Source organism: Streptomyces sp. Root431 (assembly GCF_001426585.1).
GTDB classification, from domain to species: Bacteria; Actinomycetota; Actinomycetes; order Streptomycetales; family Streptomycetaceae; genus Streptomyces; species Streptomyces stackebrandtii.
This window is the reverse complement of the sequence record NZ_LMEI01000013.1, coordinates 122339-145148: the sequence shown is the minus strand read 5'-3', so window position 1 is coordinate 145148 and position 22810 is coordinate 122339. Positions and strand designations below refer to the sequence as shown.

Annotated in this window: 19 protein-coding genes; 8 read left to right on the top strand and 11 right to left on the bottom strand. The window is 67.4% G+C overall.

What is annotated here, in order from left to right:
- Positions 1-87: 87 nt before the first annotated feature.
- The 4 genes from ASC82_RS26120 to ASC82_RS26105 all read left to right on the top strand — a co-directional run bounded on the left by ASC82_RS26120 (position 88) and on the right by ASC82_RS26105 (position 4448).
- Positions 88-648, top strand: coding sequence for a MobC family plasmid mobilization relaxosome protein (locus ASC82_RS26120; protein WP_024755861.1), 561 nt, complete (start codon positions 88-90; stop codon positions 646-648).
- Positions 645-2357 carry a relaxase/mobilization nuclease domain-containing protein gene (locus ASC82_RS26115; RefSeq protein WP_024755860.1) on the top strand — a complete coding sequence of 571 codons (1713 nt, stop codon included), beginning with the start codon at positions 645-647 and terminating at the stop codon, positions 2355-2357. The genes ASC82_RS26120 and ASC82_RS26115 overlap by 4 nt, the downstream gene beginning before the upstream one ends.
- A gap of 20 nt (positions 2358-2377) precedes the next feature.
- Positions 2378-3370: a hypothetical protein gene (locus ASC82_RS26110; RefSeq protein WP_051494222.1), complete on the top strand. Its 993-nt coding sequence runs from the start codon at positions 2378-2380 to the stop codon at positions 3368-3370.
- Between the two features lie 607 nt (positions 3371-3977).
- Positions 3978-4448 carry a hypothetical protein gene (locus ASC82_RS26105; RefSeq protein ID WP_157848173.1) on the top strand — a complete coding sequence of 157 codons (471 nt, stop codon included), beginning with the start codon at positions 3978-3980 and terminating at the stop codon, positions 4446-4448.
- A 60-nt stretch (positions 4449-4508) separates the two neighbouring features.
- On the opposite strand, the gene ASC82_RS26100 is transcribed toward ASC82_RS26105, so the two are convergent.
- The 6 genes from ASC82_RS26100 to ASC82_RS26075 form a co-directional block, all read right to left on the bottom strand.
- The gene (locus ASC82_RS26100; RefSeq protein WP_024755857.1) at positions 4509-4922 is read right to left on the bottom strand and encodes an NUDIX hydrolase; all 414 of its coding nucleotides are present in this window, start codon (positions 4920-4922) and stop codon (positions 4509-4511) included.
- A gap of 590 nt (positions 4923-5512) precedes the next feature.
- Positions 5513-6100 carry a class IV adenylate cyclase gene (locus ASC82_RS26095; RefSeq protein ID WP_024755856.1) on the bottom strand — a complete coding sequence of 196 codons (588 nt, stop codon included), beginning with the start codon at positions 6098-6100 and terminating at the stop codon, positions 5513-5515.
- A gap of 24 nt (positions 6101-6124) precedes the next feature.
- A complete protein-coding gene (locus ASC82_RS26090) occupies positions 6125-6772 on the bottom strand; it encodes a hypothetical protein (RefSeq protein ID WP_024755855.1) in 648 nt (215 codons plus the stop codon).
- Entirely contained in the window at positions 6690-7328 is a 639-nt protein-coding gene (locus ASC82_RS26085) for an AAA family ATPase (protein WP_106962261.1), read from the bottom strand. Before ASC82_RS26085 ends, ASC82_RS26090 begins: the two co-directional genes overlap by 83 nt.
- Positions 7321-8223 (bottom strand): radical SAM protein, encoded by a 903-nt coding sequence (locus ASC82_RS26080; protein ID WP_024755854.1) that lies wholly within the window; start codon positions 8221-8223, stop codon positions 7321-7323. Before ASC82_RS26080 ends, ASC82_RS26085 begins: the two co-directional genes overlap by 8 nt.
- Positions 8224-8331: 108 nt before the next feature.
- Complete coding sequence (locus ASC82_RS26075) at positions 8332-9024, bottom strand: haloacid dehalogenase-like hydrolase (protein ID WP_024755853.1); 693 nt, start codon at positions 9022-9024, stop codon at positions 8332-8334.
- Positions 9025-9122: 98 nt separating this feature from the next.
- Here ASC82_RS26075 and ASC82_RS26070 point away from each other — a divergent pair, with 98 nt between their 5' ends.
- Together ASC82_RS26070 and ASC82_RS26065 are read left to right on the top strand one after the other, a co-directional pair.
- Positions 9123-9899: a helix-turn-helix domain-containing protein gene (locus ASC82_RS26070; RefSeq protein WP_199862611.1), complete on the top strand. Its 777-nt coding sequence runs from the start codon at positions 9123-9125 to the stop codon at positions 9897-9899.
- Positions 9886-10353, top strand: a complete 468-nt coding sequence (locus ASC82_RS26065; RefSeq protein WP_024755851.1) for an NUDIX domain-containing protein — start codon at positions 9886-9888, stop codon at positions 10351-10353. The genes ASC82_RS26070 and ASC82_RS26065 overlap by 14 nt, the downstream gene beginning before the upstream one ends.
- Here the strand turns inward: ASC82_RS26065 and ASC82_RS26060 are convergent.
- Complete coding sequence (locus tag ASC82_RS26060; protein ID WP_024755850.1) at positions 10341-10904, bottom strand: HD domain-containing protein; 564 nt, start codon at positions 10902-10904, stop codon at positions 10341-10343. The two genes, ASC82_RS26065 and ASC82_RS26060, sit on opposite strands and share 13 nt — an antisense overlap.
- 268 nt (positions 10905-11172) lie before the next feature.
- Here ASC82_RS26060 and ASC82_RS26055 point away from each other — a divergent pair, with 268 nt between their 5' ends.
- The gene (locus ASC82_RS26055; protein ID WP_106962260.1) at positions 11173-12159 is read left to right on the top strand and encodes a TIGR02391 family protein; all 987 of its coding nucleotides are present in this window, start codon (positions 11173-11175) and stop codon (positions 12157-12159) included.
- A 408-nt stretch (positions 12160-12567) separates the two neighbouring features.
- Here the strand turns inward: ASC82_RS26055 and ASC82_RS26050 are convergent, their stop codons facing one another.
- Genes ASC82_RS26050 through ASC82_RS26035 form a run of 4 tightly spaced genes read right to left on the bottom strand, consistent with a single transcriptional unit; the run spans position 12568 to position 19400 of the window.
- A complete protein-coding gene (locus ASC82_RS26050; RefSeq protein ID WP_024755848.1) occupies positions 12568-15342 on the bottom strand; it encodes a DNA methyltransferase in 2775 nt (924 codons plus the stop codon).
- A complete protein-coding gene (locus ASC82_RS26045) occupies positions 15339-18647 on the bottom strand; it encodes a helicase-related protein (RefSeq protein ID WP_024755847.1) in 3309 nt (1102 codons plus the stop codon). The genes ASC82_RS26050 and ASC82_RS26045 overlap by 4 nt, the downstream gene beginning before the upstream one ends.
- Positions 18648-18702: 55 nt before the next feature.
- Positions 18703-19158, bottom strand: coding sequence for a PIN domain nuclease (locus ASC82_RS26040; RefSeq protein ID WP_024755846.1), 456 nt, complete (start codon positions 19156-19158; stop codon positions 18703-18705).
- On the bottom strand, positions 19158-19400 hold the full coding sequence (locus ASC82_RS26035) for a type II toxin-antitoxin system VapB family antitoxin (protein ID WP_024755845.1): 243 nt from the start codon (positions 19398-19400) through the stop codon (positions 19158-19160). Before ASC82_RS26035 ends, ASC82_RS26040 begins: the two co-directional genes overlap by 1 nt.
- Positions 19401-19995: 595 nt before the next feature.
- On the opposite strand from ASC82_RS26035, the gene ASC82_RS26030 reads away from it, so the two are divergent.
- Positions 19996-22725 carry a BTAD domain-containing putative transcriptional regulator gene (locus ASC82_RS26030; protein WP_079039486.1) on the top strand — a complete coding sequence of 910 codons (2730 nt, stop codon included), beginning with the start codon at positions 19996-19998 and terminating at the stop codon, positions 22723-22725.
- The last annotated feature ends 85 nt before the right edge of the window (positions 22726-22810 follow it).

Below are 22810 nucleotides of genomic sequence, written 5' to 3'. Positions count from 1 at the left end.
CAGGCGTTCGGACGGACAGCCCCTGGCGGAGCCAGTAGTACCCCGAGTCCGACTCAAGGCCGGTCTTCGGGGAGCTCCGCCCCAGGGGTGGCGGAGACGGCCCAGCGCCAGGGGGCGCCGGGCCGGGAGGTCGGGACCGAGGGCGGCCCCGACCCGGACGAGCTCCATGCCGTCCAACAGCAGATCCTCCGCCCCGCACCCGCCACCGAACCGACAGTCGGCGAGCGAGCGGTGCAGAGCGTGCAGCCGGCGATCCGCCGTTTCACCGGCACCAAGCGGACCGTCCGCGTCGGCCCGCTGCGGTTCACCGGCGACGAGCACGCCGGCCTCCAGGAGGCTGCCGCCGAGCACGGCTACAAGGGGGAATCCGGCTTCGCCGCCGACATCGTCCTCGCGTTCGTATCCGGCCGGTTCACCGCGAACTTGCCGCTGTCCGAGGACCGCCGCCGTATCCACATGTTCCGCGCCCAGGTGCTGCGCGAGCTCAACCGGATCGGCGTCAACGTCAACCAGATCGCCCGCGCGCTGAACAGCGACCTCACCCCACCCGACGTCCGCCACCGTCTCGACGAGCTCCACCGCCTGCTGGAGCTGATCGCCGAGGCCCTGCGCGAACCCGCCGAATCCAGGAAGGACCTGGCCGCGTGATCGCCGCCATCAAACCGGCCGGGTCCAACTCCCGTGGCCTGCTCGCTTACCTCTTCGGCCCCGGCCGCCACGATGAGCACGCCGACCCGCACATCGTCGCCGGCTTCGCCATGCTCGGCATGCCCGACCCCGGCCGCGACCCCGATGCCACCCTCACCCAGCTCGCCCGCCACCTCGACGAGCCCGTCCATCTTCGGAACAGCGAGTTCGGCAAGAAGGTCACCGACCACGTCTGGCACTGCCCCGTCCGCACCGCCCCCGAAGACCGCCGCCTCTCCGACACGGAGTGGGCCGACATCGCCCAGCGGATCGTCGAAGCCGCCGGCATCGCCCCGGCCGGGGACGATCTTGGCTGCCGGTGGATCGCCGTACGCCACGCGGACGACCACATCCACATCCTCGCCACCACAGTCCGCGAAGACGGCCGCCGCCCCAGGCTCCACGACAGCGGCATCCGCGTCGGCGACGCCTGCCGCCAGATCGAGACCGACTACGGCCTGCGCCAGCTGAAGAAGGGCGACCGCACCGCCGGACGCCGGCCCACCCAGGCCGAGATGCACAAAGCCGAACGCCTCGGCTGGGAGCAGACCAGCCGCGACTGGCTCCAGGACCGTATCCGCGCCGCCATCCCCCACGCCGGCAACACGGAGGAACTCCTCGCCTACCTCGAAGCCATGGGCATCGCGGTCAAACCCCGCCGCGGACCTTCCGGCGACCTCCTCGGCTACGCCGTCGGCCGCCCCGGCGACCTCAACAAGGACGGCGAACAGATCTTCCACCCCGGCGGAAAGATCGCCCCCGACCTCACCCTGCCCAAGCTCAAGGCCCGCCTGGAGACCACCGCGCCGGAGGAACACCCCACCGCCCGCCGCGACCAGCCTGCCGCCCCCTGGCACCAGGCCGTCGACGCCCTCGACACCCTTCGCACCAGCATGGACGACGACACCCACGCCCAGGCCCACATCATCGCGCTCGGCGACCTCATCGAAGCCACCGCCCAGAAGGCCCCCAACCACCTCCATGCCGAACTCCGAGCCGCGTCACGGGCATTCGCCCGCGCTCAGCGCTCCCAGGTCCGCGCGGAGAGCCAGGCTGCCACGACCCTGCGCAAGGCGGCCCGGGACCTCGCCCACACCGCCACCGGCCCCGACGGCAGCGCCCTGGCGACCCTGCTCGCTGCCCTTGTCTGGGCCACGATCGTCGCCGCCCGCTGGCACGAGGCGAAGAGCCACGCCCACCAGACCGAAGCCGCCCGCCAGACCCTCCACCACCTCCAGAACGCCGCCGACCGCGCCCTCGCGCCCGTCGTCGGCAGCCTCGCCACCCGTCGGCCGAGTGATCAGGCCCGCCGGACCCTGGCCCACGACGTCCGGGCCGCCGTCCCTGACCACGCCGATCGCATCCTCACCGACCCCGCTTGGCCGTCCCTCGCCACCGTCCTCGCCGACGCCGAAGCCGGCGGCCACAAACCCCACCAACTCCTCAAGGAGGCCGCCGCCCAGCGCGAACTCACCACCGCCCGTCAACCCGCCCGCGTCCTGATCACCCGCATCCAGCACACCAGCCGAAACCCCGCCCCCAACCCCCGCGCCGAAGCCGCCCGCCGCCGCTCGACCATGGCGCCCGCGCCCAGCGAACACCAGGCCCGAAACCCCCAGCCCACCCCAGCACCCGCGACCCCCGCCGATCAGCGCCACCGACGCCGCTGACAGCCACAGAGAGCGCCCCCATGACAGCCACCCGACAGCCATCCACCTACACCACCGAAGCGCACCCGCAGAGTGCCGACCCCACAGCAGCCGACAACAAGGAGCCCGCCCTGAAGATCCACCCCGCCGCCGACATCTTCCCGATGCTCAGCGAGGACGAACTGCTCGACCTCGCCGAGTCGATCAAGAACGAGGGCCTTCGCAAGGCCATCGTCCTCGACTCCGACGGTGTCCTCCTCGACGGTCGTAACCGTCTCGCCGCCTGCGAGATCGCTGGCGTCGAGCCGCGCTTCACCACCTACACCGGCGACAACCCCCGAGCATTCATTCTCTCCAGCAACGTCTACCGCCGGCACCTCAGCAAGGGTCAGCAGGCCATGATCACCGCCATGGCCTGTTCCGTTTCGGGACACTCCCTGAGCGACCTGGCCAAGACCCACAGCCTCAGCCGCACCCGCCTCTCCGCCGCCAACGTCGTCCTCGCCTATTCCCCCGACCTCGCCGAACAGGTCCGCGTCGGCGCCTTCCCGCTCGACGCCGCCTACGACATCGCCCGTGAGCACAAGGCGAAGGCCGCAGCATTCCAGGAGAAGCGCGACCGCCTCAGCGAGCAGGCCCCCGACCTCTCCCAGCTTGTCACCGAAGGCCACCTCACCCTCGATGAAGCCATCGCCACGCTGGAGGAACGAGAGGAGGACAACCGCATCCGGAAGCAGATCGCCGACGCCGACGAGCTCCATCTCGCAGACGGCCACACGACCCCACTCCTGGCCCAGCTCGCCGAGCAGGGAGACATCACCTGGCGCCAGGCCCACCAGCGTGCCGAAGAGTTCCTGGCCCACAGGCAGGACGCCATCTACCACGCACGGCAGGCCCTGGAACGGATCGCGGAGAACTGGGGCGTCGTCCAGGACCTCTCCGCCCGGCCGAACACCGCCTACGTCCAAGAGGTCACCGCCGGCCTCAGCTCAGCGGCGCGCGCTCTCATCACCAATCTGAACGCCAGCAGCTGACACGCCGAGCACCCCTACGGGGCCAACACCGAAACGGGTTGGCCCCGCAGCCGCTGACTTTCCTGCACCGAGTGATCAGTCGGCGCTGTGGTCGGGGACGCCAGCTCCTCAAGGAGGCCGGCGTCCCCGGCGAGCACCAGCCCCACCACCGCCGATAGAGGGAGAAGCGTCGCCTGCCTGTGCTGTCAGCCACGGTCAAGGGAGATCCCCTGATGCACGCCGATGCGGCTCGAACGCGAAGGTCAGGTGTGCAGTCCGACATCTCCAACTCGATGTCCATCAAAGGACTTCACGCCTACGCTGGGCCTGCTGTGTCCGAAGGGCCTGAACTCATCCGGGCGTTCAGGCTCCTCAGTGCGAAGGGAACGCTTTGCCTACTTCCCCTACTGAGAAGGGCCGGTGTCGGCTCTGCGGCGGCGCCATACGGATAGATCGGCGTACCGGGAAGGTCCTCGCCCATCCTCGCGCCGACCGGCGAGTAGGGCAGTGCCCGGAATCGGCGAAGCAGCGCTATCAGCCTGGGGCGCCCCGGACGCCCCTCTACAGGGTCGGCCCCTCCGACAGCTCACCTTCCGCGCCGCGCCGCCCTCGCAGCACGATCCGGGAAGTGCCCGTGCCGAGACCGTCGTGGATCCCGCTGTGGGGTGACATCGACGCTCCCGTTGTCACCCTTCCTGCCAAGGGACGCACCGGCTACTGGATCCCCAAGCACGGCTGGCAGAAGCACGAGCAGTTCGTGCACGACTACGTACATGGGCGAGCCAGGCCGGAGTGGGAACGGGACAACGACTCCTGGGCTGTGGCCACGGACCACTTCATCGAACTTGCCGGCACCCTTGTCCAGCGGCACGGCCGCATCCTGCTGGGCAGGGAGTTCAACCGCTCCGAAAAGTGCAACCCTCGCTGTATGAGTGCGCTCGGCCACGTATGCACCTGCTCGTGCCGGGCGCGCAATCACGGCGGTGGCCGATGGATGAGGGGCTGGCGCATCGCAGACGAAACCACTCTGGTGGTCGGCGGGCGCTCGTGGAGCTGGACCATGTTGGAGAAGATCCCGTCAGAGGCGTCTCGCCTTTGATCAGCCGCCCAACGGGGGACGCAACGCTCCTGTGCGCGTGATCCCCGGCCCGGAGACCCTTCAGGCGGGCAGGGCCGTGTCGAGATAGTCCTGCACCGGCTCGAACACTCCGTACGGCACGTACTGCGGGATCTCGCCATGGGTGACCCAGGCGAGCTCGGCCACCTCCTCGGTGTCCGCGACATGAGCGGTGCCGCCCACCACCTCGCAGACCGTGTACGACATGAGTCGACCCGTCTGCGGGTGGATCCGCTCGCCGAGCAGCTTCACAGCGGCCACGGTCAGCCCGGTCTCCTCTTGAGTCTCGCGCACTGCCGCCTCTTCACGGCCTTCACCGGGCTCGACCTTGCCGGCCGGGAACTGCCAGGACAGCTGCCCCTCGCTCACCCGGCGGCGCACCAGGAGGACGCGTCCCTCGTGAACGATTACGGCTGCCGCTACGCCCGGCTGCTTCTCCGAGTGCTGCTGAGTCACGTCTACTCCTCCGAGGCGGCCATGATGGGCGAAACACAGTACCGAGAGGGATGAAACAGGACACCGTGTCACTGAGAACTGCCCAGGGACCGCCGTTCTGGCGTTGGCATCATCGGCGCCAAGTCTCGGCAGAGTGAAACCCGCCCTGGTCACAGGGCTCATGCCGTGGGGGACGGCCAGGCACTTCCGTGACCAGGGCGGGGGCTTAGCGGCGTAGGAACCTGCTTTGGCCTCGGTGCCGACCAGAACGCCGTTCAGCGGGTGCACCGGATCCTGCGGTCTGGCTCGGGTGTGGAGCGTGAGCCGGCTGGTCATCGAGAAGGATCGATCGCCAGACCCGCTCCTGAAGCTCCTGGATGCAGGGGCCGCAGGCGTACATCGCTGCTTGGGCACCGGCGACGCTCGCGGGGCCGATCCAGAGGACGCGGGTCCATCGCTGTCCGCAGTAGAGCCAGCAGAGGCCGTCGACCCACTCGTTGCCGTCGTCGGTCGCTGCTGGCGCGGGCAGTCCGCCGCGGGCGAATTCGGCGATTCCAGGGATCACGCTGTTCGGCAAGGCGAGTTCTGTGAGCATCGCTTCTCGCCTGAGGTCACCGGCCTCGGACCGGTTCGGAGGGAACCTCCTGCTTGTCGGAATCGGCGAAGAGGAGCGTGGGCTCGGCAAGGATGTCGCGGCCGGCCTCGCTCTTGTAGATCTCGTCGACGCTGCCGAAGCGGGCTTCGGTGTAGTCGAGGTCGAGCAGGTCGGCGGCCTGGCGGACGGATGCCTCGTCCGGGCCTTCGATCTCGACGAACGTGGGGAGGTCCGGCCAGGTGTCGAAGTCGAAGGCGACCTCGCCCAGGCGCCACTCCTCGCGGTAGTTCTCCTGGTAGCGGACCTCGGTGAGGCCGAGGCGGCGGAGGATGTCGGCCATGGCGTGGAGGTCGGTGACCTCGGTTTCGATCTCGGTGGTGCCGTCGATGGTCGTCGCGTCGGTGACCTGCTTGAGGGTGAGAGTGGAGCGGGTCCCCTCGTCCCGCAGCCGGAGCCACGCGCCGCCGTCGAGGGCGTCGTTCTCGAAGATCTTGCGGGTGAGGAGGGTACGGGGGAACGCTCGCGTGGCGCCCAGGGCGGTGAGCTTGTCCTGCAGGGCGATGACGTCGACGTTGAGGAACTTGGCCTCGTACTCGTGCTTCATGGTCCTCTTCCTCGTTGGGTGCGATTACCTGGTGGTGTGGGCCGCGATGAGCAGACCCATGCGGTGCGTGTGGTCGTGGGGCTGGCCGAGGTGCGGGCGCTCGATGAACTGGTTCGTGCGCACCGTGAGCAGGACGTCCCAGCCGGGGGCGAAATGGCGGGCGAGTCTCTCGGGCGAGGTATAGTGCTCGATGAACTGGTGGCGCTCTTCGATGGGCATCATGAACTCCGCGCCGAACAAGCCCCCTTCGCGAACGAGGTCCTGCATGCGGCGGACGAAGTCGCCGAGCGGGCTGTGGTGGTTGGCACTGTAGTGCCACGAACAGCTCGTCCAGACTGCGTCGCAGTGGCCCTCGGGGAGCTCGGCCGTGAGGAAGTCCTCGCCGATGACCTGGACCCGGTCGTGGAGTTCCTCGGCCTTGAGGCGGTCGATGAGGCCGGGGGCCTGGGCATGGGTGTCACCCGGAAGGCTGACCTCGCCTCCGTGGAGAGCGAAAGGGTCGCGCTCGATGGCGATGACGCGGTAGCCGGCGGCGGCGAGGGGCAGCACGAACTTGCCGTCGCTCGCGCCGACGACCGCGACTGTGGCGTCAGGAGACGTGCGCTCCTTCAGGGCGGCGAGGAACTGGGGGAAGAACGTGAGGGTGTGCTCCCACAGGCTCTGCGTCTGCACGGTGATGTCCTTCCTGGGTGGTGGTGAGGATCGTCTGGACGATCTGCTCCGGGGCACGGCTCGTGGTGTCGATCCGATACATCGGGAACTGGGCGTAGGCGGTCGAGATCCGGTCCGAGGCTTCCTCGCTCAGGGCGTCCCACCGGGAGGTGGGCTTCGTCCGTTGGGCGAGGCGCCGCTGTCGTTCGTCCTCCGTGCACAGCAGGTGGTACGTCGTGGGCTGGGGCAGGTCCGGCGGGAGGGTGACGCCGAGGCGGGCCCCGAAGGCGCGGTGGTTCGCGAGGCACCGGGCGAAGTAGCTCTCGACGACAACCGGGGTGCCGGCGGCGAGGTGCTCTCGGATCTCCTCGGCGGCAGTGAACAGGGCCGAGAGGTAGAAGCACAGGCGGGCCTCGACGCTCTCCCGCAGATCCACCTGGCGCCGCAGCGACTGGTAGAAGAGCGGCACGGTGGGGACCAGAACGGCGCCCCTGGCCGCCGCGAGCAGTGGCGCGATCGTGGACTTCCCGCTTCCCCGTAAGCCTTCGAGCGCCTCGAAGAACGGCCGGTCAGGCACGGGCGTACACCACGTCCGGGACGGCGAGGGTGAGCTCGTCGGTGGCGGAGGGCCGGTGGACGATGTGGTTGGCGGTCTTCTCGTACCAGAAGGCGTGCGAGTCCTTGCCCACTGCCTTGCAGGACATGGTGAGCGCGCCGCGCGGATCAGCCTCGATCCGTTCGATCTCGCGAGGGCCGCCGGCCTGCACGCAGATCTCTGGAGCCCCGCCCTCGGCGAGGTCTTCGTCGAGGATCACCTCGATGGAGAGCCCGGCCGTCCGTAGGTCCTCGCGGAGGCGGGTGTACGCGGTCGGGTCGCCAACCAGGAGCTCGGGGTGGTGGGCGGCGTTGCCGACCGGGCGGAGGCAGTGAAGCTTGAGCTGCCGGGCGCCGAACCTCTGCATGACCCGCGCCAGGGGCAGCACCTCGTCGATGTTCCGCGAGGTCACAGTCATCGTCGCGGCCGTCATGACGCCGAGCTCCCGAGCGAGGTTCAGCGTGCTGAGCGCGGCGTGGTAGCTGCCCTGCCTGCGGATGTCGTCGTTGGTGCCGGCGACACCCTCCAACGAGACCCGCAGCAAGTCCACGTAGGGAGCGATCTCGGTGAGGCGACGCTCGATCCGGTAGCCGTTGGTGCAGATCTCCACCTGCATCCCCAGCTCCTGGCGGGTGTAGCGGACGACCTGCGCGAGCTCCTTGTAGAGGAAGGGCTCGCCGCCGAGCAGGGTCACCGCCTCGGTGCCGTACTCCTCACGCATGAGCCGGATGAGTCCGACCGCCTCCTGGGCGGTGAAGGCGTCGGCCTGCTTCAGGCGCTCGCCGTGGAAGCAGTGCAGGCAGGAGAAGTTGCAGCGGTACAGCAGCTGCAAGTACAGCATCCGGATCCTGCGGATACCGGTGACGTCGCGGATCACGCGGGCCTCCTGGGTCAGTTGACTGGCGGGGAGGACCCGATCGTGGCCGAGTGGGTGTGGACGGCGTCACCGCGTAGGGGGACGGTCCGAGGACGTCCTGGGACGTTTTCAGCGCGCGGCGATGCCCTCCAAGTGGCTCATCAGCCTTGCGGTGTCCGAAAGGTCAGGCAGCACGACGACCGCGCCGGCTGCGGCCAGTTCCTCCTGACGGTGAATGCCCGAGGCGACGGCGACGACGTGAGAGCCCGTGGAGAGGGCGGCTTCGACGTCCCGCGGCGTGTCCCCCACGAGCACGACGGGGACATCCTGTTCCGCTCCATAGGCGCGGCGGATTCGTTCTCGTGCCACCGCCACGAGATCGGGACGCTGGACCCCGTCGGCCCCGTAGGCGCCGACGGAGAGGTCGAGCAGAGAGTCGAGGCCGAAGGCGGCGAGCTTGACCTCGGCGTTCGCCGCGATGTTTCCCGTGAGCACTGAGGACACCCACCCTTCCCTCTCCGCAACGCACTTGAGCGCGTCGCATGCACCCGGCAGGGCCGTACCGCGTACCCGCAGCTCCGCGAACCGCTCCTGTCCGGCATGGGCCAGGGCGTCCTGGATCCGGCCCCATTCCGGCTCGGGAACGTCGTGCCGTACAAACAGATCCCGCATGATCAGGCGGTCCGTACGCCCCTCCGTGCGTGCGGGCTCGGTCGGCGTGAAGCCGGCCAGCGCGGCGAACGCGGCGGAGTAAATCTCCTTGCTCACACCCGCGTTGTCGATGAGCGTGTGGTCGATGTCCCACAGGACGCTGAGCTGCATGCCGTCAGCGTAAGCACTGGCTCGATGTCACCCCGTACGGCGGAAACGTCCCATGACGTCCTTGCCCTCCCCCTCGCGACTCGGCTTGTATGGCGTCCGTGAACGAGCGACTTCACTCCGTACTCGCCCAGCGCGGTGTGTCTCCCGAATCGCTCGCCGAAGCCTGCGAAGTGGACCCCAAGACCGTCGGCCGGTGGCTCGGCGGACGTGTGCCCCACCCACGGCACCGCTTCAGCGTGGCCCAGCACCTGCGTGTCGAGGAGACCTTCCTCTGGCCCGTACCGCTGTCGCGCAGCGGTCGGCCTGGCACCGGCTTAGGCAGCGGCGAGATCATCGGCACCTACCAGAATCGGGCCAGCGTTCCCCGCGACACATGGCTTGCCCTCCTCCAGGGCGCGCAGCGGCAGATCGATGTCCTGATCCTCTCCGGCACCTTCTTCGCCCAGACCAACCCGCACGTCGCCAAGATGCTCGCCGAGCGCGTGGCCACCGGGGTGCGCGTACGTCTCTGCTTCGGCGACCCGAGCGGCAACGCAGCCGCCACCCGGGGCCGCGAGGAGGGCATCGGCGACACCCTCGCCGCCAAGATCCGCGCCTCCCTCACCTACTACCGCCCGCTGCTGTCCGAAACCGGATGCGAGGTGCGGCTCCACGACACCACGCTCTACAACTCCCTCTTCCGGTACGACGACGACCTGTTGGTCAACCCGCACGTCTGGGGCCAGCCGGCGAGCGCCAACCCCCTGTTCCACCTGCGGCGAGTGGATGCTGCGGGCTGGTTCGACAACTACGCTCAGAGCTTCGACGCCGTCTGGGCCGGCGCACGGCCCTGGACGCCCGATCACGAGGGGACCGCCGTACATGGGCAGGACTGAGTACTACAACGACCCCGACGCTCCCAAGGCCAACACCCTCATCCCAGCCAGCAACCTGTTGGTCGTCGACGACAGCGGCGCGATCCTGCTCCAGCGCCGCCGTGACACCGGCCAGTGGGCGCTGCCGGGCGGGGCCCAGGACATCGGCGAGACGGCGGCCGAGTGCGCGGTACGCGAATGCCTGGAGGAGACGGGGATCGTCGCCGAGATCACCGGATTCCTCGGCGTCTACACCAACCCCCGGCACATCGTGGCGTACACCGACGGTGAGATCCGCCAGCAGTACGAGAACACGTACATCGGCCGTCCCGTCGGTGGCGAGCCCACGATCAACGACGAGGCCGACGGCGTCCGCTTCGTACAGCCGGCCGACCTCGACCAGTACGACATCCACGCCAGCATGCGCCAGCAGATCGGCGACTACATCGCCGGCACCTACCCCTACCTGGGCTGAGTCGCCAGCGCCGCCTCCACCCGCCCCACTGCGGCGAAGATCTCCGGCGCCGCCCGACGGATGAACCGCCCGACGACGCTGTCGTCACCGTAGCGGCCCAGGATCTCCGCGACACGCTCCTCGGCGGTGGTCCGGCCGCCGTCGGGCGTGGTCGTCATGTCGCAGTACACGAGCGCATCCACCAGCAGCGGCTCTGCCAGCAAGGGGAACTCGCTCGCGAGCTCCTCCCGCAGCCCTCGCTCCTCGGCCTCCAGAAGCGCGAAGGAGTGGTTGGCCACTAGCCGCACCAGGCGCTCGTCGGCCCCGTGCTCGTCGCGGAGGAACCGGGCTCCGTCCAGTGGATGGAACCCGGTCGCGGCCAGGCGCGGCGCGTACCCGACGTCATGCAGTGTGGCGGCAGCGACTAGCAGTCCGGCGTTCTTGCCGAGGACCTGCCCGATCTCAGCCGCACGTTCCGCCACTCCCTGTGTATGCGCCCACCGACGTGGGAGCGCGGTGCTGAGTTCAGCTGCTGCCAGCCTCGTCGCCCACTCTTCGATCAGATCATCCATGCCGCGCTCCCTGCCCGGGGCGTGCCTCGCGTAAGCATCGCCGGGAACTCATTCGTACAGGGGCAGCGCAATCCTGATGGCGAATGACTACGCTCTGTGGATCGAGCAGCGCTTGCTCTGCCCTCACGTCGGGGCAGGCGGGTGGACAAGACGCTGGTGGTGAGGCTGGACCTGTAGCGGCGGCGCGTGGGGCATCTACGGGAGGTCTGCCCACGCCAAACCGAAGGTTCGCTGCAACGGGGTCCGCAGCCGATGAGATGCTCATCTCATGAGCGAAGGTGAATCGGATGCTGAGAAGTCCCGTGACCCCTCTGACCACCCCGGATGGTTTGGATGGGGCTACGGAGATGGTGACGGTGGCTTCATTCTGGGGATTCATGCGGACTGGCCTGCATACCCATGCTCGCCGGGTGGGCTGCACGGTCTGTTCGACTTGGCGCAGTTCCCGGAGGGCACCCGCTTCGAGCCCATGTCTGACATTGATCGCTGCGTCCTGTTCAGTGCGTACAACTACGACCCGAAGAAGCCACGCCCTCCCAAGGATCCGTGGTCGCGCGACGCGTTCCAGCTGGCGATCTGGCATGAAGATCTGCTTCGTCTGCGGGAGGAGGGCCTCATCAGCGGCGTCACCCCGATCAGCGAACGTGAGTGGGAGCTCCGCCGGCGCATCGAGATGGGGTGGAAGCCAGGAGTCAAGTACTTCACCAAGGACGCCCAAGGTAACACCCGGGAAGTCTCGCTTCCGAGGCTTCCCGAGCCTCCGGTAGAGGAGGATTTCTGGGATGGCGATCCCTACACGTACCCCGCCTTCGAGGAGGACGGCAAAGAGTCTCCTCTGACTATCACCGCTGCGGGTTGGGAAGTCGTCACCCAACAGCTCGCGGAGCAGGTCGAGCTTCCCGAGTCCCTGCCAGACCTGCGTAAGCTCTTGGACAACGAGCTCTATGACCATGCGGTCCGCGAAGTTGGGATTGCTGTTGAGTCGGCGCTGCGAGAGGTGGTGGGCAACGACGACGGTTACGGCCAGAAGCTCGTCGGGGAGTTCATCAGCCACCTGCATGACGAAGTCTTCGCCTATAACACGATGCTGAAGATCTACCGGCTCCGGCTGCGGACGTTCTTCAAGTTCGTCCGTAACCCGCACGCCCACCGCAAGATCGCCCTGACGCGGTCTCACGCCCTCTCGCTGACCGCGCATGCCCTCCACCTGCTAAGCGACATCCAGCAATTTGGCGGGGAGGAAGAGCGGCAGTAGAACGCCCAGGGTTGGCAGTCCGCTGCCAGATGTCCCTGCCGAAGCGGGCAGCTGCGTCATCACATGGTGTGTGAGCGGACTGGGCGGCACCAGGGTGGACCAGCCGTCCCCCTGATCAAGGTCGTAAGACCCTGATCAGCGGAAACGCGTCCCGCGCACGCCGAATCGCTGTTGGCATCCAGGCCCGAACGAACGGCCTGACCGCCTACCTGGAACACAGGCAGTTGCCGGAAGTAGGCACCTGGCCACACCTTTGCTTACGCCCCTCCGGTCAAGCAGCTGCCATCCGGGGCCGAGAGGAAGGCATGGGCGACACCCTCGTCGCCAAGACCCATGCCTCCCTCGCTGAGATGCCCAGTTAGATCGACATGTCCGCGCGTGTCACGTGCGGCACATGCTCCGTAAACTTCATCGCTTCCTTCTCGGTGCGCTCGCGAAGAGTGGTGCAGTTAGTTCCTCGTACCTGGCGAACAGAGCTTCCTGCCGGCGCAAGAGGCTCGGCGTGCGTTCGCGGATACCGAAGGCTCGATCGACGATTGCGTCGAGTTGTAGATGCGCTTGGAGCAATTCGGGTTGCATGGCTCCGGGCTTGTAGTGCTCCTCAAGGGATCGATCCGCCTTGAGCGCTCGGGTTGCGAGGATGGCTGATCCTGCCGTAGCGATTGAGTCCCGCGTGCTCGCGTCGAGTGCCGGCAGTGGGAAGTTGTTCCACGTGATCGTGCTCGAGAACGATGGGTCGGACTTCATTCGTCCTCCAACGGTCTTCATCCAGGTGATGAACATCGCGGAAGAGGCGATCGCGAAGACGAGACCAGTTGGGTCAACCGCGCCGTAGACCTTATTGCTGATGATCGTTCCGGGAGCAAGGTATCCGACAGGTAGGTACTGGCGGTTCTCGCTGGAGACCTCAGGAATCCCCACGAATGACGTATCGGGTGTGATGCCTCGCTGCCGGAACAGATGATGGTGCGGATAGCTCCGTGTAGAGGCAGCGGTGCTCGAAAGACGCATTTCTCGTACGGCGGTAACCCGCCGTCGCAGTTCGGAACTGCTACTGAGGTCAGTTGGCGTCGCATCTACGAGCCAGAGGCACCATCGCTGCTTTCCGTTGATGAGCTCCTTGGATCCCACGTAGGGGCGCAGGAATTGGCGAGCGATCGGGTCGGCAGTAACCAGCTCATATTCGCTTGGTGTCACGACGAGATTGCCGCCATCCGTTGGCTTGGATCCGTACTCTACCTCGGGAAGTGTGAGAGAAAGGGGACGGCTCCTTTTGGCCACTAGAACGTTCGGGCCGTCGACAAGATAGGCGTTGATATTAGAGACAGAGATTTCTTCCGGGGCAGCCTTAAGCCAGGCGTAGTCGAACAGTCGGGGCTTGGAAGTCAGCCGTCGTGAAAAGCCTATGATGACGCAGTGCACCGCTGCGGCTCCTGCCGCTTCTGAGGTCCACGCGAAGGTGCGGTGGGCGAACTTGATATTCCAGCCAGCGGCGAAGATTTCCGAAAAGAGTCTATGTACTTGATCGCCCTGGGTAATTGAGTTGGTGGTGACGAATGCCCAGAGGCCGTCGTGCTTCGCGAAGTAGCGCACTGCTTGGGCGTGCCAACCGGTGACGTAGTCCATCCGGCTGAGGACCTTGTCTCCTCCCCATACGGCTTGCAGCTCAGCCAGTTGTTCCCTCGTTCGCGTGTGGTCACCGAGGAAGGGGGGGTTGCCCGCGACGACGACATCGGCAGTCGGTGGACAGACGGTGGCCCAGTCCATGCTCAGGGCGCTGACGCCGCTGACGATGGTGGCCTGCTCTTGGATTGGGAGGCGGTCGGGGGCCCAGCCGAGGCTGACAGTGAGCTTGAGATCGCACTGACGGTCGATAAGGAACATGGCAGTCTCCGCAATGCGGGCGGGCCATTCGTCGATCTCAATGCCGTAGAAGTGGTCAAGGGTGACCTTCAGGCCGACGTTCGCGAGGAGCATCGCCCCGTCGCCAGTGATTTCTTGGAGCCTTTCCATGATGGCGAGTTCGAGGTCGCGTAGCTCCCGGTAGGCGACGATGATGAAGTTGCCACAGCCACAGGCAGGGTCTAGGTAGCGGATCTGGCCGAGCTTGTCGCGTAGCTTACGGAGCCGGTCGGCCTCGTACTTGCCGAGGGTTTTGATGTGCTCGAGCTCGGCACGGAGCTCGTCGAGGAAGAGAGGGTTTAGGGTCTTGAGGATGTTCGCTTCAGACGTGTAGTGCTCGCCGAGCTCGCGGCGGGTTTGGGAGTCGCGCACGGACTGGAACATTGACCCGAAGATGGCAGGGCTGATAGCGGCCCAGTCCCGGTCACAGGCTTCGAGGATGACATTGCGGAACTCGGCGTTGAGGATCGGCAGAGCGACTCGTTCACGGAAGATGCCACCGTTGACATACCGGAACCCGCCCAGCTCCTTCGTGGCCCCGGTTCTCTTGGCTGGAGGCGTGTCGAGGTACTCAAACAGGGCGGTCAGACGCGCGCCAATATCGGACCCGTCCGAGCTGGTGTGTTCGTGGATGAAGTCCCGGAAGAGGTCCTGGCGCCACATGTCTGTGTCGTCGCCGAACATCAGGAAGAGGATCCGGGCGAGGGTGACGGAGATCTGGTGGTCCCGCTCCCTGCGGTCGTAGTCGTCTGGGTACGCGTGCTCCATTGAGGTGTACAGCCGGGCCATGAGCTTGGAGGCGTGTCGGGTTTCGTTCTCGGTCTCGACGTCGAATGCGGAACGGACCTTGGCCAGTACGGCGTTCGGGTCGAGCGATACATCGAACGGGAGACGGATGGCATCGAGCTTTGCGGAGAACCGAGGATCGGGGTCGCCCGTGCGGTGGCGATGGCGGCTGAGCCGCGTCGCGGTGGTGTTGCCGGTGGCGCGTCGGACGGGCCAGCGCCAGACCTGCTCGGTGGCATCGTGGAAGATGACGAGGCGGTCGGTGGAGGTCTTGGAGATGAGCTGATCGAGAGCAGCTTCGAGTTTTGAGCCTGGTTTCTGGTCGACCACCCAGACGCGTAGTCCCTTGTACGAGGAGACGTTGGTGGCGGTCAGTGTGTGTCCGTCTTTGCTGTAGATCACTGGGGCGTTGTCCGGCCGGGACCAGTTGAGGTCCTCGATGAACAGCTTCTGGTAGTCGTGCTGCTCAGCGCGGGCGATCAGGGGGTCGGTCATGCTTCCTGCACTCCAAGCGAGCAGACGATCTTGATGGTGTCTGTGTCAGTGGATTTGATGACGAGCCGGTCCTCGGCGTGCAGCTGCGCGATCAGGTCGGCGAGGTCGTCGAGGCTGTATCTGTTGCGGCGAGCTTGGGTCAGGCGCATGGTCGCGTGCTCGGTCAGGGGTCGCTCGTGCAGTGCACCCAGTGCGTCGGCGGCCTTCTCGCCGAAGATGGTTCCCCCAAGGCGTTGCCAGGCCCATTTACGCACGCCTTTGAGGTTGCCAGCCGTGATGGTCTCAGTTTTGAGTGGACCTTGGACGAGCGCCTTCTCCCGGTCGAAGTGATCACCGCGTAGGGGCGCGGTGGGGGTGTCCGGGGTGGAGCGGAAAATGCGTAGTGCCTCAAGCGGGGTCAGCAGCTTCTCGGTAACACCAGTGGCGGTAGCGGTGGCAGTGGCGAAGGCATCGACGCCGGAAGCTGTAGCCACGTAGCAGGTGACGCTGCCCTGGTTCTCGTGAAGGTACTGCTCGCGGGTGCTGTGGACCATGTCCTGCATGGCCAGGACCTTGGCAGCGGTTGCGGGGTACTTGTCCTGCGCGTTGGACCAGACGAGCCACGCTTCGCTGACGGCGTCGGCCTCGCCCTCGGTGTCGTCAGTGTCGTCGGTGATCCGGCCGTTGTAGAAGTCATCGAGGATTCTGACCTCTTGCTCGCCACCGAAGAACTGCTCATCAGAGCCGAAGGCTTCGGCGGAGGCGCCGAGGCGTGCCTTGATGCGTTGCCGAAGTTGGATCTGCTGCTCGATTTTCTCGTGGGTGATCAGGTAGACGTGCACGGTGTCGGACTTCTGCCCGACGCGGTCTACACGCCCGGCGCGTTGGATGACCCGGATAATGGCCCACGGCAGGTCGTAGTTGACGACAATGTGGGCGTCCTGCAGGTTCTGGCCTTCGGAGAGTATGTCGGTGGCGACGAGCACATCGATGGGGCCGGCGGCGAGCGCATCTGCGTCGGAGTGTTCCTGCCCGGGGAGCTTGTTGGACTCCGGCGCGAACCGCCGCGCGATCGTGGCTGGGTTGTCCGTGTCGCCGGAGGCGAGGCCGACGTGCTCGATGCCGGCCTCGGTCAGGGCATTGGCGACGTAGTCGGCGGTGTCGACGTATTCGCTGAAGATGAGCACCTTCTCACCAGGGTGCTGGTTGCGGAGCAGGTCGACCAGGGTGTTGATTTTGGAGTCGCGGGTCGAGTCCCAGTAACCGAACCGGTCGAGCAGGCCCGTGATGGTCTGGTTGTCCCTGAGCAGGTCGGTGCGCAGCTTAGATTTGAAGACGGGGCTGTTGACCCACTTGGTCTTGGCTGGCAGGGAGTCGACCAGTGCCTGGTAGCGGGTGGCAATACTGCCGTGGAGGTCGCCGTCACCCTCGATGTCCTCGTCGACGATGCTGATCTGCCTGTCGCTGAAGGACCCTAGAGGGATGGGCAGCCCATTGTTGATAGCGTGGACGAACAGCTCGTTGCGGGCCCGTTGGCGCTGCAGAGACAGGACGAACGAGTGCCCGGACGAGGAGAGCCGCTTGAACAGTCCGATTCGCACGAAGCCGCTGACATTGCCCCGGCCGGAGCGGATGTCGTCGAGGTTCTTCGTGTCGACCTCAGTGTGCTTTGCCTTGGGGTTGTCGTAGTCCGCCAATCGGTACCGAGGCAGGACTAGGTCGCGGATCGCGTCGAGGGTGGTGTCGTCTTCCATGAGTGCGGCGGGGTCGTCGGCGCTGAAGGTGTGACTCAGCGGGGTAGCGATTCTGGTTGGGAAGTGGAACTTCTTACCACTGGCGAACTGCAGGTACTCCCGCTCCGTCTGTACACCGTCCGGGCCGGTGATCAGTTCCCTTTTTGCCGTGCGCTTGATGAAAGACCGGGTGCGGCGTACAAGGTGGTCGCTCATCAGTCGCTTCCAGTCCTCAGCCTCTTCGGAGCGGCGGAACGCAGTGAGCGTGTTGATCTTGCCATCGACTTTGGCAACCAGACTGGGATCGGCCAGTATCGCCGCGGTCGGGACGATACCTAGATCGTCGTCCTCGTCGATGTAGAGGCCGATCTGGTTGGCTACGTCGGTAAAGGCGAGGTTGTAGGGCGTAGCGGTGAGCAGGAGCACCTTGGATGCGTTAGCGCGGATGTATTGGTGGATAGCTTCGTAGGCGACGGTGCCGTTGTTGCGCAGGTTGTGCGACTCGTCGCAGATGACGAGGTTGAAGCGCTTCAGCTCGGGCAGGACCTTGTCGACCATCGAGTAGGGCACAACCCGGCCGTTGATGTCGTAGGCCTCGAGATGCTCGTTCCACATCGGCACGAGGTTCTTCGGGCACAGCACGAGGGTGGAGTAGTCCTCGGCGGCCTGCAACATCAGCGCGGTCGCGACTGCGGTCAGGGTCTTGCCGAGGCCGACGACGTCGCCGAGCATGGTGCCCCCGCGTCGCACGATGCGCCGGGCGAGAGTGCGGACGGCGCTCTCCTGATAATCCAGCAACAGGGTGCTCATCGACTTTGGCAGGACGTACCCCATCCCATCGCGGGCATCTTGAGCCAGGGAGTGGCACACCTTGAGGTACACCTCGAAGGGACTGGGCTGTTCTTCGTCTGCCCAGGAGTCACTGATCAGGTCGATGATCTCCTCGGTAATGCTCAAGGAGAATCGGTCGTCCCACCGCTGGTCGAACCAGGTCGCGAGTTTTTCGGTTGCGTCGGAGTCCTGCACGTCGATGTTCAGCTCGAGGTTGCGGTGCAGGCCGGCGCCGGTGAGGTTGGAGGATCCGACGTAGGCCCACCGTGATCCGTGTTTCTTCGCGGGGTCGTGGAAGATGTACGTCTTCCCGTGGAGGGGCCTTTCCGTGAAGATCTTCATCGCGACGATCCCGTCGCGCAGCTGGCGCTTGAGCGTCTGCAGTGTTGCCTGGCCCGCGGGAGTGGCTAGGCCGCGCATCAGCTGGGTACGCAGGTGCTTGACGAGCTGGTCGCGTCGGGCCAGTGCCCGTTCCCGGTCGTGGATGTCGGCCCCGTACTCGGGTGGCTGAACTTGGTCCTGCAGCAGGTCCAACAGCTGCTCGGAGTCTGATGGTGCCACCATCCCGACGAGCACGCGTGCCGTCGGCCGAGTGCCCAGAGTCGGCCGGTCCTTAGAGCTGAGGATGTCGGCGAAACTGTCCCAGCCGCGCAAGTCAAGGTACCCCGTGGCGATGTCGACCGTGTCGAAGTCTCTGAGGGATTCGCGCAGCGCCCGCCCGAGACGGGTGTCGGCGGTGATGTTATCGAAGATGTTCGGCACTGCTGGCTCCCCCTGCGGGTGGTTGATTCGGCTGGGCGCGCGTGGGCTGGCTGGTTTACGGGGCGGCCTGCAACGGGCTCCTGGGTTGACACTCATCGGCCGGCGTGCCCGGTGGGACGACCCATTCAGTGGGTTGGCCGGTGAGCGAGGCAATCATGTCGAAGTCGCCGTCGTAATGGAGGACCGTCAGTCGGTTCAGCTCCGCAGTGGCGGCGATGAGGAGGTCGGGGAGCGACAGAGCGCGGTGGAAGCCCGCGTTGAGCGCGTGTTGCTGGACCTCCAACGCGCGGGCGAAGGTGTCGCTGGTGCTGTGCACGTAGTCGAAGGCGCGGAGCCAAGTGCTGATGCGTGTTGCCTCTGCGCTATCCCGGGCCGAGTGGATCATCTCGTATTCAGTGGGCTGGCAGACGGCAAGCAGACAGCGCTCGTGAAGCGGTTTGAGTACATGCCTGACGCCGGGTTTCGTCCAGCGGGCGAGAGCGGACTTGTCGATCAGGTAGCGGTCCTGCATCAGGCAGCCCGGCCGCCATCGCGCTTGAGAGTTCCATCGGCGTTGCGGGGACCCGTGGTTTCGATGATCTCGCTGAAGTCGAGCTCGCCGGCGTCCATGGCATCGAAGCCCTCTTGCCGCAGATGACGCTTAACGGCGTCCTCCATGGCGAGTCGCACGGCCTGGGCCTTCGTCTTGGTGCCGAAGATGCGCATGGCCTCGGCAACCATGGTTTCGTTGAGGTCGATGACTGTCCTGGCCATGCGGGCCTCCTTGAGTGCTCAGACAGGCCAAATGATATCAGTCGGTGAGCTATTGTGATATCGTTTTGCGTTTGCGGCGTGGAGCTCGGAGCGCGCGGTGGCCGAGCGCTGTGAACAGTGATCAGTGGATTGGCGTGCCGGTCACCCCGTGTATCTCCACCCTCGGAGGTTGATCTCGTGCGTGGGCGGTGCGTGAGCGGTGCGTGAGCGGTGCGTGAGCGGACGGGACGGCATGGGTTGGACTGGGCGTCACGCGGGGCCGAGCCGGACCTTCGCTGACCTTGGGAGACTGGATTCGGCGGCATCGCCCGGCACCAGCTGGGATGATCTTGTGGGGCCTCGTAATGCGTAGGTCTCGGGTTCGAATCCCGAAGGCGGCTCGGAATTACCCCAGGACTCACTCGCCGTGACCTGGGGTTTTTTCATGCCCGGGTGCGGCTGTGACCCCCGGGCCGGTGTCAGGGCCCCTTGCTTGGCTCATTGGTCTAGTCCAAACTGATCGATTGACGAAGCCTCTGCAGAGTCGGCCACGCACGCCCGCAACGCCGCCCCGGTCATGATCGACAGGTCGCGGTCATCGGATGAGGGGGATGCCATGTCAGAGAGGACGGCGGCCACGGGGCTTCCCCGGGGAGGTCCGGCAGGCGAGGCCGGTCCGTTCGGCGCACGGCTGCAGGCGTTTCGCAGACGGGCCGGGCTGAGCCAGGAGGTGGCCGCGGCGCGGGCCGGGATCAGTACCAGAGCCCTGCGCGACATCGAGCGCGGCCGGGTCCAACGGCCCCAGTCGCGCACCCTCCAGCGCCTGGCCGACGCGCTCGGGCTGACCGGCGGGGAGCTGACGGACCTGGTGACCGCCGCCCGCACCGGGCCGCCGCGCGACGCCGGCCGGCCGCGCCTGCTGATCCTCGGCCCGCTCTCCCTCCAGCGCGGCCAGACCCCCGTCCCCGTCACCAGCCCCATGCTGCGCCGCCTCCTCGGACTCCTCGCGCTCAAGCACCCCGAACCCTCCACCCAGCAGGAGATCACCGACACCCTCTGGCCGTCCGGGCCGCCCAGCTCCCACCAGAGCCTCATCCACACCTACGTCAGCCAGGTCCGCCGGCTCCTCGAGCAGGGCGGGCTCCGCACCGTCCCGCCGCCCACCGTCGTCCGCACGCCCACCGGCTACCTCCTGAAGGCCTCCCGGAACCAGATCGACCTCGGCCACTTCGACGAGCTGCTCGGCGAGGCGAAGCGCCTGCTCCGCGCGCCCGACCCGGCCGCCGCGTACGAGTCGCTGACCCGGGCTCTCCAGTGGTGGCGCGGTCCCGTGCTCGCCGACGCCGACCCCGTGCTGCGCCAGCACCCCGCCGCCGTCGTGGCCAACGAGCGGCGCGTCGCGGCCGTGCTGCTGCACGCCGACACGGCGCTCCTCCTCGGCCGCCCCGAGGAGACCGTCCCGCTCCTGTGGGACATGGTCAACGCCGAACCGCTCCACGAAGGCCTGCACGCCCGGCTCATCCTCACCCTCGCCAGCTGCGGCGAACAGGCCGCCGCCCTCAACGTGTTCAACCGCCTCCGCGACCGGCTCGACGACGAGCTGGGCATCGCGCCCAGCGCCGAGGTCCGCGACGCCCAGCTCCGCGTGCTGCGCCAGCAACTCCCCCTCGCACAGCGCCCCGACCACCCCGCACCGGCCGAGCGCCCGGCGCCCACCGGACCGCTCCCCGCCCAACTGCCCGCCAGAGCGGGCTCGTACGTCGGCCGGAGACGGCAGATGCGGGAGCTGGACGCCCTCGTCTCGCCCGACCCCGCCCGGCGCTCGCACATGGTGGCCGTCGTCGGCGCCCCCGGCGTCGGCAAGACGGCCCTCGCCAAGCACTGGGCCCACGCACGGCGCGAACACTTCGAGGACGGCCAGCTGTTCGTCGACCTGCGCGGCCACTCCCCGCTCCCGACCCTCCGCCCCGGCGACGTCCTGGCCCAGTTCCTCCGCGCGCTCGGCGCCCCGCCCGACCAGCTCCCCGTCGACGAGGACGAGGCCGCCGCGCTGTACCGCACGCTGCTCGCCGACAAGCAGATGCTGATCGTGCTCGACAACGCCCGCGACGCCGAACAGGTCAGGCCCCTCATCCCCGGCGCCCAGGGCTGCGCCGTGGTGATCACCAGCCGCAGCCGGCTCGCCGGCCTCGTCGCGAGCGACGGCGCCCGCCAGCTCGTCCTCGACGTCCTCGACCCGGACGAGGCCCGGCAGCTCCTCGGCAGCACCATCGGCGAGAGCCGCGTCGCGGCCGAGGAGGAAGCGGCCCGCAGGCTCGTACGGGTCTGCGGCGGCCTGCCGCTCGCCATCCGGATCGCCGGCGCCAACCTGCTCGCCCGCGACGCCGGAATCGCCGACTACTGCGCCGAGTTAGCCGGTGACGACATGCTCAGCCGGCTCCGCATCGAAGGGGACCGCCGCTCGACCGTGCGGGCCGCCTTCGACCTCTCGTACCGCGAACTCCCCGCCGCGGCCCAGCGGATGTTCCGGCTCCTCAGCCTCATACCCGGCCCGGACGTCACCGTCGACGGCGCCGCGGCCCTCGCGGACTCGTCCGCCGCCGAATCGGCCCGACTGCTCGTGACCCTCACCAACGCCCATCTCGTACGGGAACGGGCCGCCGGCCGCTTCGGGCTGCACGACCTGCTGCGCTCGTACGGCCGCGAGCTCGTCAGCAGGGACGAGGCCCACGCCGCCCGGCAGCGGCTCTTCGACTGGTACCTCCACCACACCGACGCGGCGGCCCGGCTGCTCTACCCGGTCGAGTCGGGCACCGGTGGTGCGGAGCCCTCGGGCCCGCTGGTCTTCGCCGACCGGGGGCAGGCCGCGGCGTGGCTGGACAGCGAGCGGGAGAACCTGGCCGGCGCCGTCCTCCAGGCGTCCGGCGTCGGCTTCACCGCCCTCGCCTGGCGGCTCGCGGAGAGCCTGCACGACTACCTCTCGGCGGGGATGTACACGGGCGACTGCCTCAAGGTCGCCACCGCCAGCCTGTTCGCCGCCGTCGCCGACGGTGAGCTGCGGGCCCAGGCCGCCGCCCAGCTGCGGCGCGCCGAATGCCACTGGGTCCTGGGGAACACCGCGCAGGCCATGGAACTCTTCGGCAGCGCGCTGGAGCTCGCGCGCCAGGCCCACTGGCCCGAGGGGCAGGCCCTGGCCCTGCGCCGCATCGGCGCCGCACACCAGGAGGACGGCGCCGCGCGACCCGCCTGCGACCCCCTCTCCCGGGGCCGCGAACTCACCCCGTGCGGGGGGCATGGGGCGGGTGCGGGAGCGGTAGTGGGGACCGACGGGGTCCGGGTCGGCTGATCGCCGGGTCGGGGCCGTCGGTTCAGGCCGGGGCGGGTCCGTTCAGGCCGGGTCGGGCCCGTCGGCTCGGACCGGATCAGGCCCC

Coding starts and splice junctions, on each gene's coding strand:
- ASC82_RS26035 (WP_024755845.1), bottom strand. CDS start 19,400: ATGGCCAGGACAGTCATCGACCTCAACGAAACCATGGTTGCCGAGGCC.
- ASC82_RS26110 (WP_051494222.1), top strand. CDS start 2,378: ATGACAGCCACCCGACAGCCATCCACCTACACCACCGAAGCGCACCCG.
- ASC82_RS26055 (WP_106962260.1), top strand. CDS start 11,173: ATGAGCGAAGGTGAATCGGATGCTGAGAAGTCCCGTGACCCCTCTGAC.
- ASC82_RS26095 (WP_024755856.1), bottom strand. CDS start 6,100: ATGAAGCACGAGTACGAGGCCAAGTTCCTCAACGTCGACGTCATCGCC.
- ASC82_RS26075 (WP_024755853.1), bottom strand. CDS start 9,024: ATGCAGCTCAGCGTCCTGTGGGACATCGACCACACGCTCATCGACAAC.
- ASC82_RS26050 (WP_024755848.1), bottom strand. CDS start 15,342: ATGACCGACCCCCTGATCGCCCGCGCTGAGCAGCACGACTACCAGAAG.
- ASC82_RS26040 (WP_024755846.1), bottom strand. CDS start 19,158: ATGCAGGACCGCTACCTGATCGACAAGTCCGCTCTCGCCCGCTGGACG.
- ASC82_RS26060 (WP_024755850.1), bottom strand. CDS start 10,904: ATGGATGATCTGATCGAAGAGTGGGCGACGAGGCTGGCAGCAGCTGAA.
- ASC82_RS26065 (WP_024755851.1), top strand. CDS start 9,886: ATGGGCAGGACTGAGTACTACAACGACCCCGACGCTCCCAAGGCCAAC.
- ASC82_RS26030 (WP_079039486.1), top strand. CDS start 19,996: ATGTCAGAGAGGACGGCGGCCACGGGGCTTCCCCGGGGAGGTCCGGCA.